General features: G+C 58.6%; 12 protein-coding genes, 4 tRNA genes and 1 pseudogene. 9 read left to right on the forward strand and 8 right to left on the reverse strand.

The window, feature by feature from the left end:
• Positions 1–358: 358 nt before the first annotated feature.
• Positions 359–1,114 carry an FkbM family methyltransferase gene (locus tag AB8B31_RS08915; protein ID WP_245511519.1) on the forward strand — a complete coding sequence of 252 codons (756 nt, stop codon included), beginning with the start codon at positions 359–361 and terminating at the stop codon, positions 1,112–1,114.
• A 210-nt stretch (positions 1,115–1,324) separates the two neighbouring features.
• Here AB8B31_RS08915 and AB8B31_RS08920 read toward each other — a convergent pair.
• The 4 genes from AB8B31_RS08920 to gloA all read right to left on the reverse strand — a co-directional run bounded on the left by AB8B31_RS08920 (position 1,325) and on the right by gloA (position 3,420).
• Positions 1,325–1,399 (reverse strand) — tRNA-Glu (locus AB8B31_RS08920).
• Positions 1,400–1,472: 73 nt separating this feature from the next.
• Positions 1,473–1,547, reverse strand: a tRNA-Glu gene (locus tag AB8B31_RS08925).
• A 198-nt stretch (positions 1,548–1,745) separates the two neighbouring features.
• The gene (locus tag AB8B31_RS08930; protein ID WP_418889541.1) at positions 1,746–2,804 is read right to left on the reverse strand and encodes a YcbK family protein; all 1,059 of its coding nucleotides are present in this window, start codon (positions 2,802–2,804) and stop codon (positions 1,746–1,748) included.
• Between the two features lie 175 nt (positions 2,805–2,979).
• Positions 2,980–3,420, reverse strand: a complete 441-nt coding sequence (gene gloA, locus AB8B31_RS08935; protein ID WP_018073425.1) for a lactoylglutathione lyase — start codon at positions 3,418–3,420, stop codon at positions 2,980–2,982.
• 195 nt (positions 3,421–3,615) lie between these two features.
• Here gloA and AB8B31_RS08940 point away from each other — a divergent pair, with 195 nt between their 5' ends.
• Positions 3,616–4,194, forward strand: a complete 579-nt coding sequence (locus AB8B31_RS08940) for a cold-shock protein (RefSeq protein WP_018241851.1) — start codon at positions 3,616–3,618, stop codon at positions 4,192–4,194.
• Position 4,195: 1 nt separating this feature from the next.
• Complete coding sequence (locus AB8B31_RS08945; RefSeq protein WP_131703231.1) at positions 4,196–4,684, forward strand: DUF192 domain-containing protein; 489 nt, start codon at positions 4,196–4,198, stop codon at positions 4,682–4,684.
• A 72-nt stretch (positions 4,685–4,756) separates the two neighbouring features.
• Here the strand turns inward: AB8B31_RS08945 and AB8B31_RS08950 are convergent.
• A tRNA-Pro gene (locus AB8B31_RS08950) sits at positions 4,757–4,833 on the reverse strand.
• A gap of 660 nt (positions 4,834–5,493) precedes the next feature.
• On the opposite strand from AB8B31_RS08950, the gene AB8B31_RS08955 reads away from it, so the two are divergent.
• The 3 genes and pseudogenes from AB8B31_RS08955 to AB8B31_RS08965 all read left to right on the forward strand — a co-directional run bounded on the left by AB8B31_RS08955 (position 5,494) and on the right by AB8B31_RS08965 (position 6,675).
• The gene (locus AB8B31_RS08955) at positions 5,494–5,799 is read left to right on the forward strand and encodes an ETC complex I subunit (protein WP_018241855.1); all 306 of its coding nucleotides are present in this window, start codon (positions 5,494–5,496) and stop codon (positions 5,797–5,799) included.
• A 57-nt stretch (positions 5,800–5,856) separates the two neighbouring features.
• Positions 5,857–5,933, forward strand: a tRNA-Arg gene (locus AB8B31_RS08960).
• Positions 5,934–6,101: 168 nt separating this feature from the next.
• Positions 6,102–6,675, forward strand: a pseudogene (locus AB8B31_RS08965) (chloramphenicol phosphotransferase).
• Between the two features lie 228 nt (positions 6,676–6,903).
• Here AB8B31_RS08965 and AB8B31_RS08970 read toward each other — a convergent pair.
• The 3 genes from AB8B31_RS08970 to AB8B31_RS08980 form a co-directional block, all read right to left on the reverse strand.
• On the reverse strand, positions 6,904–8,976 hold the full coding sequence (locus AB8B31_RS08970; protein WP_131647117.1) for a calcium-binding protein: 2,073 nt from the start codon (positions 8,974–8,976) through the stop codon (positions 6,904–6,906).
• A gap of 791 nt (positions 8,977–9,767) precedes the next feature.
• On the reverse strand, positions 9,768–10,181 hold the full coding sequence (locus tag AB8B31_RS08975; protein ID WP_131703233.1) for a hypothetical protein: 414 nt from the start codon (positions 10,179–10,181) through the stop codon (positions 9,768–9,770).
• A 62-nt stretch (positions 10,182–10,243) separates the two neighbouring features.
• A complete protein-coding gene (locus tag AB8B31_RS08980) occupies positions 10,244–12,685 on the reverse strand; it encodes an arylsulfatase (RefSeq protein WP_131703234.1) in 2,442 nt (813 codons plus the stop codon).
• Positions 12,686–13,245: 560 nt separating this feature from the next.
• Here AB8B31_RS08980 and AB8B31_RS08985 point away from each other — a divergent pair.
• The 3 genes from AB8B31_RS08985 (at position 13,246) to AB8B31_RS08995 (ending at position 16,283) form a co-directional block, all read left to right on the forward strand.
• Positions 13,246–15,048, forward strand: a complete 1,803-nt coding sequence (locus AB8B31_RS08985) for an adenylate cyclase (RefSeq protein WP_131703235.1) — start codon at positions 13,246–13,248, stop codon at positions 15,046–15,048.
• Between the two features lie 219 nt (positions 15,049–15,267).
• The gene (locus AB8B31_RS08990; protein WP_018241861.1) at positions 15,268–16,074 is read left to right on the forward strand and encodes a DUF2092 domain-containing protein; all 807 of its coding nucleotides are present in this window, start codon (positions 15,268–15,270) and stop codon (positions 16,072–16,074) included.
• A complete protein-coding gene (locus AB8B31_RS08995; protein ID WP_018241862.1) occupies positions 16,071–16,283 on the forward strand; it encodes a hypothetical protein in 213 nt (70 codons plus the stop codon). Before AB8B31_RS08990 ends, AB8B31_RS08995 begins: the two co-directional genes overlap by 4 nt.
• The last annotated feature ends 14 nt before the right edge of the window (positions 16,284–16,297 follow it).

Genomic DNA, 16,297 nt, shown 5'->3' on the forward strand with positions numbered 1-16,297 from the left:
CGTCGGGTGTCCGGCGCCTTGGTGCCGGAGGCCGGCACCGTAATGCCGGGGCAATGGTTCCCGCAGCACGGGTTCCGCTCTAACGCAAATCCGAGGGAGCCACGATCACTTCGGCCTGCGCGTCGTCCGGACGCCTCGGCCAGACCTCGTCGATCGGCGGTCATTACCGGGACTGCCGCTCCAAGACGCCAGATAGCCAATCCCACCGCCCCCATCATCAACTGGCGAGGTTGAAGGGATCCACGGCTATGTCGGCTTCACCTAAAGAACTAGGCTTGGTGAAATGGCCGCGCAAGGCACCAACTATCGATGATCTAGCCACTGGTTGCCAATTCACGGAGGATGGAAAAGAAGGAGCATGCCGCTCGATGAGCGGATAGCGCATGCGTTCGCGTTACCGGGAGCCTACATGCTTCATATCGCTAATATTGCGCCACCTCGGTTCAGGCTATGGACGCGCGCTTCACGAGAATGGCGCCGTGGTGAGCCCGAGCTTCGGATCCTCGACAGATTATGCCGTCGGAACCAGACTGCAATCGATATAGGTGCGAACTACGGTGTCTATTCTTGGTTCTTGACCAAGTATGCGCGCGATGTCGTCGCCTTCGAACCTCAGCCTAACATGGTAGCTTTTCTGAAGGCTGCGCTTGGTTCGTCGGTTCGGGTCGAGCAGGTCGCACTTTCCGACAGCGATGGCGTTGCAACGATGCGGATCCCCAGTGATCAGCTCATGGATGGCTGCGCCACGATTGAGGAGCAGAATACGCTTTCGACGCAAAATGTCGAAGAAATTTCCGTTCCAACCCGGCGTTTGGACAGCTATCAGTTCGGCACTGTAGGCTTCATTAAGATCGACGTTGAAGGGCACGAACTAAAAGTACTCGAAGGCGCAGAGGCTATATTGAACCGGTATCGCCCAAACCTGCTCATCGAAGCGGAAGACCGACATCGACCCAACGCTGTCGCCAGTGTGATCGACTATCTTAAGCCGTTTGGATATTCTGTATATTGCCTGAAAGATCGAAAATTTCGTTCCCTGTCGATCGACGACATCCAGAAGGGCTCTGCCGGAACGCCTTATAACTACGTCTTTTCTATCCGCGAGGATCTATAAAGAGCCTTTCGTGTGCCCCCGTGCTCACCACCCCGACGACCGAGCGGCTGCAAGAAGCATCTGCGCCAGGATATTTCATCGGCCGTTGAGAACGGTTTAAACGCTTCTTGAGCCGCTCTTAAAACCTGATTGGGCTTTTTCAAAGATTCCGCAACCTCGTGTCAAAATTTCGCAAAAATGCGTCCGGCTAGATTGAGACGAGAGGAATAGTGGTACGCCCTAGGGGAGTCGAACCCCTCTTTACAGAATGAGAATCTGTCGTCCTAACCGATAGACGAAGGGCGCAAACCGTTCGCTAAAATAGGCGCGCGCGCCGGCTTCTGCAAGCGGATGCGATGGCTTCTATATGGAGAGAAAATGGCACGCCCTAGGGGAGTCGAACCCCTCTTCCCAGAATGAAAATCTGGTGTCCTAACCGATAGACGAAGGGCGCTTCCTTCGTGGTGGCGCCCTTATAGTCAGGCATTTTGAATCCCGCAAGCGGGAAATGCGGTTTTCTTTCAAAAAAATGACAAGAAATCCTGCTGCGTTGCAGACGCCGATTATTGAAGCTGAATCAATAGGCTGCCGGTTATTTCTTGAACAGGACGAGGCGGCGCTGCCCTTACGTGATGCGAAAAGCGCGCGGCCGTCAGATCGCTCTTGCGGTCGTCAGCGGCGCGCGTTTGCCGCCGCAGCCCCAGTTCCAGTCACGGGTTTTGCCGGTATCGAGGTGGACCGAATCCGTATGGCAATAGGTGCCGACGCCGCCGCGGTCCGGCAACGAGCGGATATAGGCGGCGATATCCCATTTCGTCACACCGTCGATCTGGATGTCGGCGGCCTCGCAGCTCTTGTGCATCGATTCGTCAGCGCCGCCGACGAGGCGGTTATGCTCCTCGTCGCGATAGCCGGAGGTGACGATAACCGGTCGGCCGAAATGGTTTTCGACCGTCTTGATCACTTTCAAGAGGTCGGGCTTGAAGCAGCCGACCTCGACCTTGTCGTTTTGAAGATGCAGCCCATTCGGCGCGATACGCGTCATGCCGGGCAGGGCGGCCTTGTGCAGCAGGCCGGACAGACTGCCGAGCAGGTTCTGCTTCGGCGCGCTGTAGAGCGCATTCATTGTCGAGGCCGGAATGCTGCCCGTCGTCAGCGACGCCGTTTGCATGGGCACAAGCTGCGTGCTGCTATTCTGCGAGGATTGCTGCGGCAGCACCGGTTCTGCCGGCTGTGTGGGCGCGGGCGGCTGGCTGTAGACGCTGCTTCGCGCCGGTGCTGCACCTTCCACCGGCGCATAGGCCTGCGGCTGAATGACGGTGGACGTGCTGTTGTTCTGTGGCGCCGGCTGGTGATCGGAAAAGATGCTCATCGCCTGCGCGTTGATCCGGGTCGACTGCAGGACGAGGCCGCCGATATTGGCGGGCGCCGCCGTTGCCGAACCGGCGGGCGGGGCGGCGGCATTCGGATCCTGTGCCACGACCTGAGGCGCGCCCTGGGCGCCGGAGACGTTGACGAGCCGCGGATCCGTATAGACCGAGCGTGGGGCAGGGCTTGCAGGCGCTGCCGTGGCAAGCTGTGGTACTGCGGCCGGTGCCGCCGGAGCAGCTGCGGCGGATTCGAGCGCCTTCTTGTCCGACGCGCAGCCCGACAGCGCCAGCACCGAGGTGGCGATCAGCAAAGCGCCCGTTACGGGCATCCGCATCTGCATGTTAGGCAAGCGACAGTCTCCAGTTGATGCGGAAAAATGGCGAAAAACACCATTCCTCCGCTTCGAGTCGCCAGGAGATTGCCTGCGGGGCCGGATCGCGGCAAGCGTCAAGGCGCCGGCCGGACCCGAAATCGAAAAAGCCGCAAGCCTCGCAAAAGCCTTGCGGCGAAAACCCTTACCACGCGCCGGTATTGCCCATCGAGGCCCAGGGTTCGGCGGCCGGAAGCGGGCTGCCCTTTTGCAGGATTTCGATCGAGATGCCGTCGGGCGAGCGCACAAAGGCCATGTTGCCGTCGCGCGGCGGCCGGTTGATAGTGACGCCGTTGTCCATCAGATTCTGGCAGGTCGCGTAAATATCGTCGACCTCATAAGCAAGGTGGCCGAAATTGCGTCCTCCGCTATAATCTTCCGTGTCCCAGTTGTAGGTTAGTTCGAGGCAGGGAGCTTTTTCGCTGCGCGCACGGTCGAGATCGTCGCGAGCGGCTAGAAAAACCAGGGTAAAGCGGCCTTTCTCGTTTTCGTGGCGGCGAATCTCCTCCAGCCCGAACAGCGTGGTGTAAAAAGCGAGCGAGGCGTCTAGGTCTTTGACGCGTACCATTGTGTGGAGATAACGCATTCTATCTACTCCTTTATTGGGGCTGGCTTTTTTCAGCAAGCCGAGGTCAGCTTCGGGCAAGTCATCTTTATAAAATGTGCAGCTGGGAATAACCGAAAACTAGGACTTGCGCTTATCCGTTACCAAGATGTTAATCTTGATTTGAAGAATCAGTTAACCGTAACAGTGTGACGCGTATTCGAGGGGCTGGCGACAATGGCTGATAGGATTTCATCGAACGAATACTCCGACCTCGACGAGCTATCGGGAGAGCCAGTCGATCTTGTTGAAATCACCGGCGTCGTCAAGTGGTTCGACGTCGCCAAGGGTTTCGGCTTCATCGTGCCCGACAACGGCTTGCAGGATGTTCTCCTGCACGTCACCTGCCTGCGTCGCGACGGTTACCAGACGATCCTCGAGGGAACGCGCATCGTCGCACTCATCCAGCGCCGCGAGCGCGGCTACCAGGCTTTCAAGATCCTCTCGATGGACCAGTCGACCGCGATTCATCCCTCGCAGCTGCCGCCGGTGCGCACCCATGTGCAGGTCACCGCAACGAGCGGACTCGAGCGTGCGCTGGTCAAGTGGTTCAACCGCACCAAGGGCTTCGGCTTCCTGACGCGCGGCGAGGGCACAGAAGATATCTTCGTGCACATGGAAACGCTCCGCCGCTTCGGCCTGACGGAACTGCGCCCCGGCCAGGTGGTTCTTGTCCGCTTCGGCGACGGCGAAAAGGGCCTGATGGCCGCAGAGATCCATCCCGACGTTCCGAGCCCGGCCAGCCGGTCTCACTGATATGAGCAGCCTTACCCTGTTTCATGCCATCAGAAGCGCCATATTGGCGCTTTTTTTCATGGTCACGCTGCCGGCTTTGGCCGAGGAGCAAATGCGGTTCGACAAGGAGCCGCTGCTCATCCAGACCGCTGCGGGCAAGGTGCTGCATTTCACCGTCGAGATTGCCTCGACCCCTGATCAGCGCGCCCGCGGACTGATGTTTCGCAAGGTCATGGCCGACGATGCCGGCATGATCTTCGATTTCGATGAGCCGCGGCGCGTCACCATGTGGATGGAAAACACCATCCTGCCGCTCGATATGCTCTTTGCCGATGACACCGGCACGATCCGCCACATCAAGGAAAAGGCAGTGCCCTATTCGCGCGACATCATCGATTCGATGAGCGCGGTGAAATACGTCGTCGAACTCAATGCCGGCATCGTCGCCAAACTGGGTATCAAGCCGGGCGACAGGATCGTCAGCGCCACGACGACGAAGAAGGCCAAGTAACGGCGCGTACAACCGCGAGCACGCAACCTGCGCTGCGACTGTCCAGGAATTCAACAATATCGGGATATTGAATGGTCGGAGTGGAGAGATTCGAACTCCCGACCCTCTGGTCCCAAACCAGATGCGCTACCAGACTGCGCTACACTCCGTGCCGTGAATGGCAGGGGAGATACACGGTTCACTTCGCCGTCGCAACCCATAAATCCAGCTCTGGCCGAAGATTCCTCGCCGGACCTGTGGATGCAAGACAGAAAAATCTTGATAGGTCGCCAGTCTGCTTGCCGGGCGCACGAGTCCATCCGACTGGCGCAATTGGACGTCAGGACAAGGCTGCCTCAGCCGTGGGCGATCAGGCCGATATATTGAGCGTAGCTGATGGCAACGTAGAAGAACGCCGTGATGCTCGCGCCAATCACAATGGCATTGAACTCCGCCGAACGTTTGATCATGAATGCAAATCCACTGAAAGCGATTGAGCCGTAAACTAGTGCCGAGGGCTGGCAGCGGCAATCGGGTTGTGATCAAAACATGAGACAATCGGTAATATTGCGCAATCCGGGTGGCAATCCGAGGGTTTCAAGAGATGGCTGCCGCCATCTCCGTCGATATCCTTGTTTCCCAAATGCATCGGCTCGTTATGGAGTCGCCAGCAGCGTCGTACACCGCCTTTTTTCTTGAAAAAGCGGGGATTCGCGGCTAAGCAAAATTCATCTCTTTGCGTTATCTCTAGCGATGAAGCAAAAGCCCCGGGAACGGGGATCGAGCCATGTAAGGCGGGCGCTGCCCGCATAGTCGGAGACGCTGCAGTCATGTCTGCCAAGATCTATCGTCCAGCCAAGACCGCCATGCAGTCCGGCAAGGCCAAGACTCATCTCTGGGTGCTTGAGTTCGATCAGGAGTCGCCGCGCAAGATCGATCCGATCATGGGCTACACCTCCTCCGGCGATATGCGCCAGCAGGTGAAGCTCACCTTCGAATCGCAGGAACTCGCCGAAGCCTACGCCCAGCGCAACGGCATCGAATACCGCGTCATCGCGCCGAAGGACCCGACACGCCAGGTTGTCGCCTATCCCGACAATTTCCGCTATACCCGCACGCAGCCTTGGACGCATTGAGATTTCTCGTCCAGATATGCCGCATCCGGTCGCGCTCACGAGACGCGGCCGCCGGACGGCCCCTTAGCTCAGCTGGATAGAGCACCTGCCTTCTAAGCAGGTTGTCGCAGGTTCGATTCCTGCAGGGGTCGCCATTTTTCAAGTGTCCATCCATGCAGCATGCCGTTCGCCAAACAGCTAGAGCGGCTTCCGTAAAACGAAGTTGCTGGGCCGTGGACCGTCTATCCGATTGGAACACGCATTTACGGCCATGTCTTCGGGCGACATGATTATCAACGAAAACTATGTAGGTGTCGCGAAAGATGGGTGTCCGCATCGTGCTCATAGGCTTCCCGGCCGTTGGGAAGTTGACCATCGCGAAAGAGTTGAGCGCCATGGTTTCGGCAAAAATTGTCGACAACCACTGGGTCAACAACCCGATTCTGCGTCTGCTGGGTGAGGATGGAACGGCCCCGCTTCCAAAGGGAATATGGGAGTTTACAGGTCGAGTTCGACAAACGGTCCTTGATGCAATCACCGCTTACGCGCCGTCCGCCAATTTCATTTTCACGCATGCCGGCTTGGAGGGTGATGAGCGGAGCCTTCGTACCTTTCAACAGATCGCCGGTGCTGCCGAAGGCTGCGACGCCGTTTTGGTGCCGGTGCGATTGCTGTGATGAAGAGGAGCTGGCTCGCCGGGTTTCGAACCCCGAGCGACCGCCAAAGGTTGAAATCCACGGATGTGGCAGCCTCGAGGGATCGCAGTCGGAGGGCGGGGGTTTCGATCCACTCCACCCAAACACATTGGTGCTCGACGTCACTTCCGCATCACCGGGAAAAATGGCCATCGCGATCCGAGAACATATTCTAAAGGTCCTTGGCGACCTGTCAGCCTGAAATTCGTCGGAGTTGATTCTATTCGCGCTACGATCGTCGATACGCCTGATGGCGGGAGGTGAGGCGTTCTGACGAGCTATCGGTTTACGCAAAGCCGGCCCGAAAGGCCGGCTGACGCCTGTCGAAAAATTGCAGCGCGCGGATGGGGCTCCCTCATCCGCACGCCGAAGTAGCCGACTTTTGCGGCCAGCGTGTTGTGGCGATCGGACGACCGCCACAACGCTATCGTTACAGGAGAAAATCGCCTGCCCCCAGGTGGACGAGGCCCTTCAGCTGAACCTCGAAGTCATGAATGCCGTCGCCGTTCATGTCGGCCTGGATAACGGTAACATCGCTGGCGGTTCCGGCGTGGTCGTCATAGTGCCAAGCGAGCGCGCCAGCCTTGTGATCGAACAAGGCATTCTCCTGTGCCTGGAAATGGAAGGTACCATTGCCCGCCGCAGAGCCATTCGCATCGATCGCCGAGATGTCGATCTTATCCACGCCGTGCTGGAAGTCGGTGATGCCGTCGCGGTTCAAGCCGGACCCGGTTTCCGTCGGTGCCTTCAAGATAAACGTATCCTCACCGATGCCACCGGTCATAATGTCCTTTCCGGCACCACCAATGAGGACATCATTGCCGGCGCCGCCGTCCAGCTTGTCCGCGCCAGCCCCGCCAGTGAGAACGTTGCCGCCGCCGTTGCCGCCGATCAGCACGTCGTTGTAGCTTGAGCCGGTCAAGTTTTCGATGCCGGCGATCTTGTCACCGGTCGCCTGGCCGCCCGATGCCGCCTTAGTCGCCAGGTCGACGTTGACCGCGTCGGAGCCCGCATAGCTGGCCGTGTCATTGCCAGTACCGCCGTCGAGCACGTCCGCGCCGGCGCCGCCCTTCAACACGTCACTACCGCCGAGACCCTTGAAGGTTTCGTTGCCGCCGTTGGACTGGCCGGTGTGTGGCAGGATGTCGTCACCGTTGGTGCCGATGAATTCCTTTGTCGGCGCCGTTGGCGTTGTCGGTTGCGTCGGCGTGGTCGGCGTTGTCGGTTCCGTCGGGGTGGTTGGCGTTGTCGGATTCGTCGGCGTGGTTGGCGTTGTCGGTTGCGTCGGCGTGGTTGGCGTTCCCGGTGTCGCACTGGAGCCCGATTCGTAGGCACCCATATCGACAGTTCCAACGACGCGAGCGTGGCCGTCCAGATCGACCGAGCCGACGCCGTACTTGGCGGTTCCGCCGTCGATCGCTGCCGAGCCGGAGCCGAGGTGGAAGTTGTCGCTCGCTGCTCCCGCGAAATGCGGGTCGACGCCGAGCTTGTTGCCGTTCGCCGTGCTCGGCATAGCGTTGCCGCCGTCGGTCCTGACCGAGGCCTGGCCGGCCGTGCCGTTGTAGGTGTCGTTGTTGGCCCAGACGACGTTGGCGTTGGTATAGCCGCCGTACGACGTGTTATCGACCGCAGTGTTGTTCTTGTTCACCGACGGGTCGGCTACGGCGATGTTGTTGATCCAGGTGTTGTTGCTCGACTGCGCGTTGCTGAGTTCGCCGCGCCAGGTGCCGTCGTTCAGCGGGTCCTGATTGTTGTGGTATGCTGTGTTGTTCTGCACCGTGACGGAGTCGCTCCAGGCAACTTGGATGCCTTTGCCGCCGTTCTCGTAGACCAGGTTGTTGTCGACAAGGGTCTTGAACGTATAGTTTGGATGACCATCCGTCTGTGTGCTCTGAAAATCGTCAATGATGATGCCGTTGCCATCGGTGTGCGCACCCGTCTTCGTGACGTTGTCGTGCGAGATGTTGTTTTGTACGATATTCCGGTAGCCGGTCGTCGAGGTATCGCCAGTGATGTTCCGGTTCTCGTAGATCGAGATGCCCGAGAACCAGCCTGACGACGCGTTATTGTAGGTCTCGTTCCCTACGATCTTGACGAAGTCAGAATAGTTGAACTGAATGCCCGACTCCCCGCTGTCGTGGACCTTGTTGTTGAGAATTGAGACGTGATGGACGTTGTTCGCTTCGATGCCGTCACCGTTGCCGCCCTTGATGTCGAAGCCGTCGATTGTCACGTAGTTGGCGTTGACACTGATCCCGGTATACGAGCCTGCGGGCGGCCGGATCAGTGCTGCGCCAGGCACTTCCGAGCGCAGCGTGATGTCGCCTGCCGCCGAGCCGTCCTTGTCGATGTTGATGCTCTCGTTGTAGGTCCCTGCTTTCACCACGACCTCGTCGCCGGGCCTAAGGTTCGCCGACATCGCCTCGCTGATCGTGCGGAAGGGAGAAGTGGTACTGCCGTTACCGCTGTCGCTGCCAGTCGTCGCTACATAGTATGTCGTCATGGTCTTGTTCCTCAACCTTAGCGTTGTCTTTGCCGGTTACTATTTTTAGTTAATCAGGCGTTACGGCGGCGGGTTATAGGGCGACATTCTGGAAGGCGCAACAGCAACGCGACAGTAAGTGCTTGAGAAACATAGCCATATTGCTGCCACATTATCCCGATCACTCCGAAGTTACATTTTGAAATATTTGCGGAAATTCGAGTCGCCCAAATTACGGCAGTATAAAGGTCCCGCATGCCGAGAATTATTCTTTCTGCAACTATAGCGAAACGCATCCATTGAAAACATTAGAAAAATCCAGGGGGGCGTGACTGGATTCCTCTCGCCTAAGGCGGAATCGACATTTTTTGTGATTTTCGCAATTTTGGGCAGCGTCGCCTTACCAATTCGTACTGATCGAGATGGTAATGGGGGCATGACCGTAGCTGATTCGACCAAACCCATTGCGCAGCATTTCAAGCGCTACCGCCGCGAATATGCCTCGGTACCCATCGCTCATACTCTTGCCCTCGAGCAGCCGGGCGACAAATCGAAGACGTTCCTCCATGACCGAAGTCTCTCTCCACGGCATGAGAAACACGAAAGCAGTCATCGTCTCGCTACCGCCTCACATCATCTCTGAGTATGACAAATGACGATGCAGACTGAGCGACTTCTCGGATATCGCGCAATGACCGCAGCGGGTGCAATCTGGCCAATTGCGTTGCGGGAAAAAGGCTGCTTTGCAACGACACGGTAAAGGTTGCCAGCAGATTGCGGCAGGTGAACATGAGGATATCGATGACAGCCAGCTAACGGTCTGCGATGCGCGGTGACGCCAATCCGCACGCCACGCACCAGACGGCCAGCCCGACGTGCCCCCCGACAACTGGCCAAAACGCGATGCCGGAAATGCCGAGACGGAGCCAGGAAAATGCCAGGATTGCGGTGACGGCAACATTGTAGAGAAGCATTGCCGATACCAGTCCTCTGACGGCCTTGCCTCCCGCGTCGTGCCGCCCAAGCCAGCAGGCGACGGCCAAGGCGAGCACTGCCGCACCAGCGACACGGGCGACGGTCATGTCGACAGGGGTATCTGGCGCTGCCCCGAGCAGCACTTCAATCAGAAGAGCCGGTACCAGCAGCAACGCCAGGCCCGTGGCTGCTTCAACCACGCCCGTCACCGAAAGCAGGAGCTTGGAATTCGCTCGCATGGTTTCAGGCATGTCGGCTCCTTGAACATCTCGGCGCTTGCGTCGGAGACCCACGGAGTGGGCCTCGTTCGCTTCTACTGGTCGAGTTTGAAAGTCAGCTCGTTGATCTTGCCGGTGAACTTGAACGGAGCGTCGTACCGATACTCGACCAAGGCGACCCCGGTGCGCGTATCCTGCCCGACATCGAAGCTTTCATCCTCCGGAAAGGTGACCGGGATCGTGTGTTCGACCGAGTTCGTCGCCACGTCCTTGCCGTCCACCGACAGCACGCCCGTGCCGCCTTTTCCCAGGCCTGGACCATCGGACTTGAACGTGAAGACGATTTCGTGTTTGCCGGGTTCCAGTTCGGGCCCTTCCCACATGGTGCGCTTCAGGTCGAGAAGGTTGTAGAGAAACACGACCCTGCCTCGCCCGACGCCGAAGTCGCCCTTGCTGAGGAACAAGCCGTAGCCGCCGAACCGGCCGCCCTCGGTGACGATCATGCCCTCCGCGCCGCCTTCGGGTATCTCGACCTCGGCCGTGATCGTATAGGACTTGTTCAAGACACTCGGCGCTGCACTGGGCGGCACGCCGCTGAGTTCTCCCGAGTAGGCAAACTCGGTTCGTCCGGCAGTCAGGTTCGGGCGCGGCGTGTTCCAGCGGGAAAGCGTCGAATTGTCCAATGGCAGGACGTTGTACTTCTTCGCCTCGGAATAGAAGAGATCCTGCATCTGCTTGAGCTTGTCCGGCATCTTGGCGGCAAGGTCGTTGAACTGGGTCGGATCATCGTTGACGTTGTAGAGTTCCCAGTTGTAGCCGCTGATGACGTCGGGAGGCGTCGCGGTGCTCAACTCCCATGGACGGGTCGCCGGCGTCGTCGCAGCCACCCAGCCATTGTCGTAGATGGCGCGGTTGCCGAGCATCTCGAAATATTGCGTCGTGTGCCGGGTGGCTGCGTCGACATTTGCCTTATCCCAGGTGTACATCATGCTCACCCCTTCAATGGGGCGTTGCTCGATGCCGTTGATTGTCTGAGGCGTCGGGATGCCGGTCGCTTCGAGGATCGTGGGCACGATGTCGATGACGTGGTGGAACTGGCGACGGATGCCGCCGACGTCATCGATATGGCCAGGCCAGGACATCGCCACACCTTGAGAGGTTCCGCCAAAGTGCGACGGCACCTGCTTCACCCACTTGAAAGGCGTGTCCATCGCCCATGCCCAGGCCGCGGCGAAATGCGGGAAGGTTCGTTCCGATCCCCAGAACGGATACCAGAGCAACTGGTCCTTCACCGGCACGGGGATTCCGTTGAAGGTGGTGAACTCGTTCGGCGTGCCGTTCAGCATGCCTTCAGCGCTCGCGCCATTGTCGCCGCCGATATAGATGATCAGCGTATTGTCGAGTTCGCCGAGATCGTCGACGGCCTGGATGACCCGACCGATTTCATTGTCGGCATAGGCGAGATAAGCGCCATAGATATCTGCCTGCTTGATAAAGAGTTTCTTCTCTTCCAGGCCCAAGCTATCCCATTCCGGCAGTTCCTTCGGCCACGGCGTCAGTTGCGCGTTCTCGGGCATGATGCCGAGCCGCTTCTGGTTGGCGAAGATCGTCTCGCGCAGCTTGTTCCATCCTTCGTCGAAGAGGTGCATGTCGCTGATCTTCTTGACCCATTCCGGTGTGGGGTGATGCGGTGCATGGGTGGCGCCCGGGACGTAATAGACAAGCCAAGGTTTCTCGGGGGCAATCTCCTTCAATTGCTTCATGTAGTGGATGGCCTCGTCGGCCATCGCCGTTTCCAGGTTCCAGGTCGGATTTCCTTCGAAGGGATAGATCGCAGTCGTATTGCGGTAGAGGTTGGGCTGCCATTGGCTGGCGTCACCGCCGACAAAACCGTAGAAATATTCAAAGCCCATACCCGTTGGCCATTGATTGAACGGCCCTGCCTGGCTCGATTGATAGGAAGGCGTGTTGTGGTTCTTGCCGAACCACGATGTCGCGTAGCCATTCTCCGTGAGGATCGTGCCAATGGTGCCTTTCTCGATCGGGATGATGGAATCATAACCCGGATAGCCCGTCGCAATTTCGCCGACGACCCCGGCGCCGACCGAATGGTGGTTTCGCCCCGTAATCAATGCAGCCCGTGTCGGCGAACAAAGTGACGTCGAATGGAAATTGGTGAAGCGCAACCCCTGGTTTGCAACGCGGTCCATTGCAGGGGTGGGAATGACGCCGCCAAAGGTGCTGGGTGCACCGAATCCCTGGTCGTCCGTCATGATCAGCAATACGTTCGGCGCACCCTTTGGCGGCACGACGCGCGGCGCCCACCAAGGTTGAGACTCTGAGGCTTTCTCCTTGATGACGCCGCCGAAATTCGGTGGGGGAGGCGGAAGCTGCTTGCCGTCGAGGGTGATCGTCGCTCCGGGCGCTCCTGTGACCGCCTGCGCGAATGCCGCAGGACAGCCCAACCCGGTCAAAGCTGTGAAACCCAGCGCGGCAAGCGCGCCGCGAGAAAAGTGCAACGCATTTCGACGGCACATGGAATTTCTCCTCCTGGATAACGTCGCGGCGCGGACCGGTATGGTGGCTGCCAATGGTGGGCACGACGGCTTCGCGCCCATCGCGACGGGGGCGGACGTCCGCGATGATCGCTCACCGCGATCCACAATCAACGTATGTTACCGTAACAACGGCAGTAACTACGCGGCAGCGCCTTCACCCTGATGCGGCAGCCGATGCCGCACGATCATTCCGACCGCCGAAGCAAGTTCGAGGCAACTGAAGACAATTGCGGCGATCGTCGATGCGCTCATGCGGCAAGTCTGCGGCTATTGACGACGCCATCCCGATTTTGCCGTGTCATCGTCATACCTCCCCCTTGATGAGCGGCGGGTCGGAGGTCGACCGCCGATTGCATCCTGGCCAGGGCACTGCAAAAAGCAACATATCTAACGGTAACACACGGTAAGCCCGCATCTGCCGTGCAGGCAACGCCAAGGCGCGTCCACGACATCTCCGTGGACGCGGATGACTTTGTGAAGTAGATTACACTAATAAAATTTCTGGTAGTGGCGCCCTCAAGAGCGGTGAGGAGCATGGCATGCAGAATGCGATGGCAGCCGATGCTGCACGACCTTCCACGCGACCGCCTCCCGGACCTGATGATATTCGCAGGCAGCTTGAGCGCATCATCGCGAATCCGGAGTTTCCCCACACTGGCCGTAGCGCCGATTTCCTGCGGTACATCACAGAGGAGACGCTGGCAGGCAACGCCAAGCGCATCAAGGGCTATTCCGTTGCGGTGGAGGTGTTCAAGCGCTCCCAAGGCTTCTCGCAGGACGACCCGGTCGTGCGGATCGGGGCGGGACGGCTGCGGCAAAGCTTGGAGCGCTACTATCTTGTAGCCGGACAGGATGATCCTGTTCGAATGGACATTCCGAAAGGGGGGTATGTTCCAACGTTCGTCTGGAGCAGCCCTGGAGACACCAAGTCTTCCGTTGGCGCATCTGCGCCGGCAGATGGACCAGTCGGTATTGGCAGGTTTCAAGGGTATGGAAGGTGGCTTGTCGCCAGTCTGTTGATTCCAGCTCTGATATCGACCTTCCTGTATCAGATGCAAAGCGGATCACCGTCTTTTGCCCGCAATCCGACGGCGATGCCGGAAATGCATACGGCAAGTCTGGTCGTTGCCCCGTTTGCGAATCTTGGTGAGGATCCTAAGGCGGAGATTTTTTCGGCCGGCCTGACCGAGGAGCTTCTCACAGCCTTGCCACGCTTCAAGGAGATCAAGGTCTTCGGCCGTGAGACGTCCAGATCGTTGTCGCCCGAAGTCGATGCTTCTCGCGTCCGGAACGCACTCGGTGCCGGCTATCTGTTGATGGGAGGAGTGCGTATTTCGGGGGACAAGATGCGGGTTACCGCGCGGCTGCTTGATACGGACAACGGCGAAATCCTGTGGTCGCAGATCTATGACGAGAACATGGGTTCGGGCGATCTGTTCGCGATCCAGGCAGACGTCGCAAACAGGGTGGCGACGGCCATTGCTCAACCCTATGGAGTTATCGCGCAGGAAGATGTCGCCAATCAACCTCCCGACGATCTCGGCGCCTATGCCTGCACTTTAAGCTTCTACACCTATCGAACCGAGTTGAGTCCGGAACGGCATCGGCAGGTCAGGGATTGCCTTGAAAGTGCGGTCGCTCGCTATCCGTCGTTCGCGACCGCATGGGCGATGCTGTCGATCGTCTACCTCGACGAAGATCGGTTCGACTTCAATGCGCGGCGGGGATCGTCCATTCCAATCGAGCGTAGCCTCGTCGCGGCGCGGCGCGCAATCCAGCTTGATCCCGGCAGCACGCGCGCGCATCAGGCATTGATGATGGCACTGTTCTTCAATCAGCAGCTGGATGAGGCTTTACGCGTTGGCGAACGGGCGCTCGCAACCAACCCGAACGACACGGAACTGCTTGGAGAGTTCGGGACACGCGTGGCGATGGGCGGGGATTGGGCTCGCGGGGCAGCACTTCTTGAGCGGGCCATCGTTCTCAATCCGGGTGGCGGCGGTTACTATCACGGGACACGAGCGCTTGCTGCGTTCATGCTGAACGACGGCAAGACGGCGGTCGCGGAAATCAGACAGGCCGATTTGCAGAAATTCCCGCTATTCCACCTCGTTGCCGCGGTTATCTATGCCGAGAATGGATTTGAGGCTGAGGCACGGCGCGAAGGCGCAAAGTTCGTTGAAATGCGCCCGGACTTCCTGCCCAACTTAGCGGCGGAACTTCAGTCCCGAAACGTCCGCCCCGTGGATCAGGAGCGGTTTAGCGCCGCAATCCGAAAGGCGGGACTGGCCATAAGCAGTCGAACCGCAACCACCGTTTCGGCCGTCGGGTCAGGTCTTTGATCCCACAACCCTCAGGCGTTGTCCGTATCTGCTTTACGGTGCGTGTACTACAGAGCATACCCGATGTTACGAGCGCCGAGCTCGTCTTTGCCGCACAATAGCTGATGCAACAGGACAAAGGGGCGGGGCGAATGAGGCGGTCATCCTTGGATCGCGATCTCCATCCTCTCCCGACACGTTTGACTTCGCTCGCCACCAAGACGCAAGGAGCACAGGTCGATGGTAAAACTCTCCTGCAAGCATTGCCTGACGGCAAACTGGCGATCGTCCGTAGCGCTTGCGCTGGCCGTCACGTTGATCTCACCTTTGGCCGCCCGTGCCGAAGAGCCCGATGCCAGGAAGCTCGTCAAGGCGATGTCCGACTATCTCTCGGCCCAGAAGGCGATTTCATTCGCCTACGACACCAATTTTGAGATTGTCACCACCGAGCACCAGAAATTACTGCTCGCAAGTTCCGGAAAGGTGGAGATGGGCCGACCCGACAAGCTCCGCGTTACTCGCACCGGTGGCTTTGCCGATGTCGAGATGACCTTTGATGGCAAGACGGCGACGGTCCTTGGAAAACATCTCAATCTTTATACTCAGGCTGATCTGCCCGGCACGATCGATCATCTCGTCGATGAAATGCGGGATAAACTTCACCGCCCGGTTCCCGGCGCCGATCTCCTGCTGCCCAATGTCTACGACGAACTGATGCGCGACGTTGTTGACGTCAAGGATCTCGGAAGCGGCGTGATTGGCGGCGTTGAATGCGATCATCTTGCATTCCGAACCAAGGAACTCGACTGGCAGTTATGGATCGCGCAAGGCGAAAAACCATATCCTTGTCGATACGTGATCACCGCCACGCAGGTCGATCTGGGACCGCAATACAGCATCCAGATCAGCGACTGGAAAACAGGCACCGATGTCGTTGCCGAAGACTACAGTTTCAAGAACACCACGGATGCAAAGAAAGTCGAGCTGGAAAAGCTCGTGGACATTGATGAGCTTCCGGATCGCTTCGCCAAGGGAGACAGCAAATGACCTCGTTGCAAAAAATCAAAATCCTGTTGCTGACCATCGTTGTGGCCATGTCCGGTCTTGAACTCGGCGAGCGGCTGGCGGTCCCCGGAATGACGGGAATCTTTACGCCGGCCGAGGCGCGTGTCGGGCGGCCCCTCACGCCCGTCAGCGTGGCAGGTGTTGCACGACGCACCGTCAGGCGATGCGCGGTCGGTGTCTATTACTGCTGAAAGCAAAGGGCACC

It is taken from the genome of Rhizobium sp. 62_C5_N11_2 (assembly GCF_051811185.1).
Classification (GTDB): domain Bacteria; phylum Pseudomonadota; class Alphaproteobacteria; order Rhizobiales; family Rhizobiaceae; genus Rhizobium; species Rhizobium leguminosarum.

Excerpts from the sequence above, each read along its gene's own strand:
- AB8B31_RS08915 (WP_245511519.1), top strand. The coding sequence starts at position 359 with ATGCCGCTCGATGAGCGGATAGCGCATGCGTTCGCGTTACCGGGAGCC.
- AB8B31_RS08930 (WP_418889541.1), bottom strand. The coding sequence starts at position 2,804 with ATGCAGATGCGGATGCCCGTAACGGGCGCTTTGCTGATCGCCACCTCG.
- gloA (WP_018073425.1), bottom strand. The coding sequence starts at position 3,420 with ATGCGTTATCTCCACACAATGGTACGCGTCAAAGACCTAGACGCCTCG.
- AB8B31_RS08940 (WP_018241851.1), top strand. The coding sequence starts at position 3,616 with ATGGCTGATAGGATTTCATCGAACGAATACTCCGACCTCGACGAGCTA.
- AB8B31_RS08945 (WP_131703231.1), top strand. The coding sequence starts at position 4,196 with ATGAGCAGCCTTACCCTGTTTCATGCCATCAGAAGCGCCATATTGGCG.
- AB8B31_RS08955 (WP_018241855.1), top strand. The coding sequence starts at position 5,494 with ATGTCTGCCAAGATCTATCGTCCAGCCAAGACCGCCATGCAGTCCGGC.
- AB8B31_RS08970 (WP_131647117.1), bottom strand. The coding sequence starts at position 8,976 with ATGACGACATACTATGTAGCGACGACTGGCAGCGACAGCGGTAACGGC.
- AB8B31_RS08975 (WP_131703233.1), bottom strand. The coding sequence starts at position 10,181 with ATGCCTGAAACCATGCGAGCGAATTCCAAGCTCCTGCTTTCGGTGACG.
- AB8B31_RS08980 (WP_131703234.1), bottom strand. The coding sequence starts at position 12,685 with ATGTGCCGTCGAAATGCGTTGCACTTTTCTCGCGGCGCGCTTGCCGCG.
- AB8B31_RS08985 (WP_131703235.1), top strand. The coding sequence starts at position 13,246 with ATGCAGAATGCGATGGCAGCCGATGCTGCACGACCTTCCACGCGACCG.
- AB8B31_RS08990 (WP_018241861.1), top strand. The coding sequence starts at position 15,268 with ATGGTAAAACTCTCCTGCAAGCATTGCCTGACGGCAAACTGGCGATCG.
- AB8B31_RS08995 (WP_018241862.1), top strand. The coding sequence starts at position 16,071 with ATGACCTCGTTGCAAAAAATCAAAATCCTGTTGCTGACCATCGTTGTG.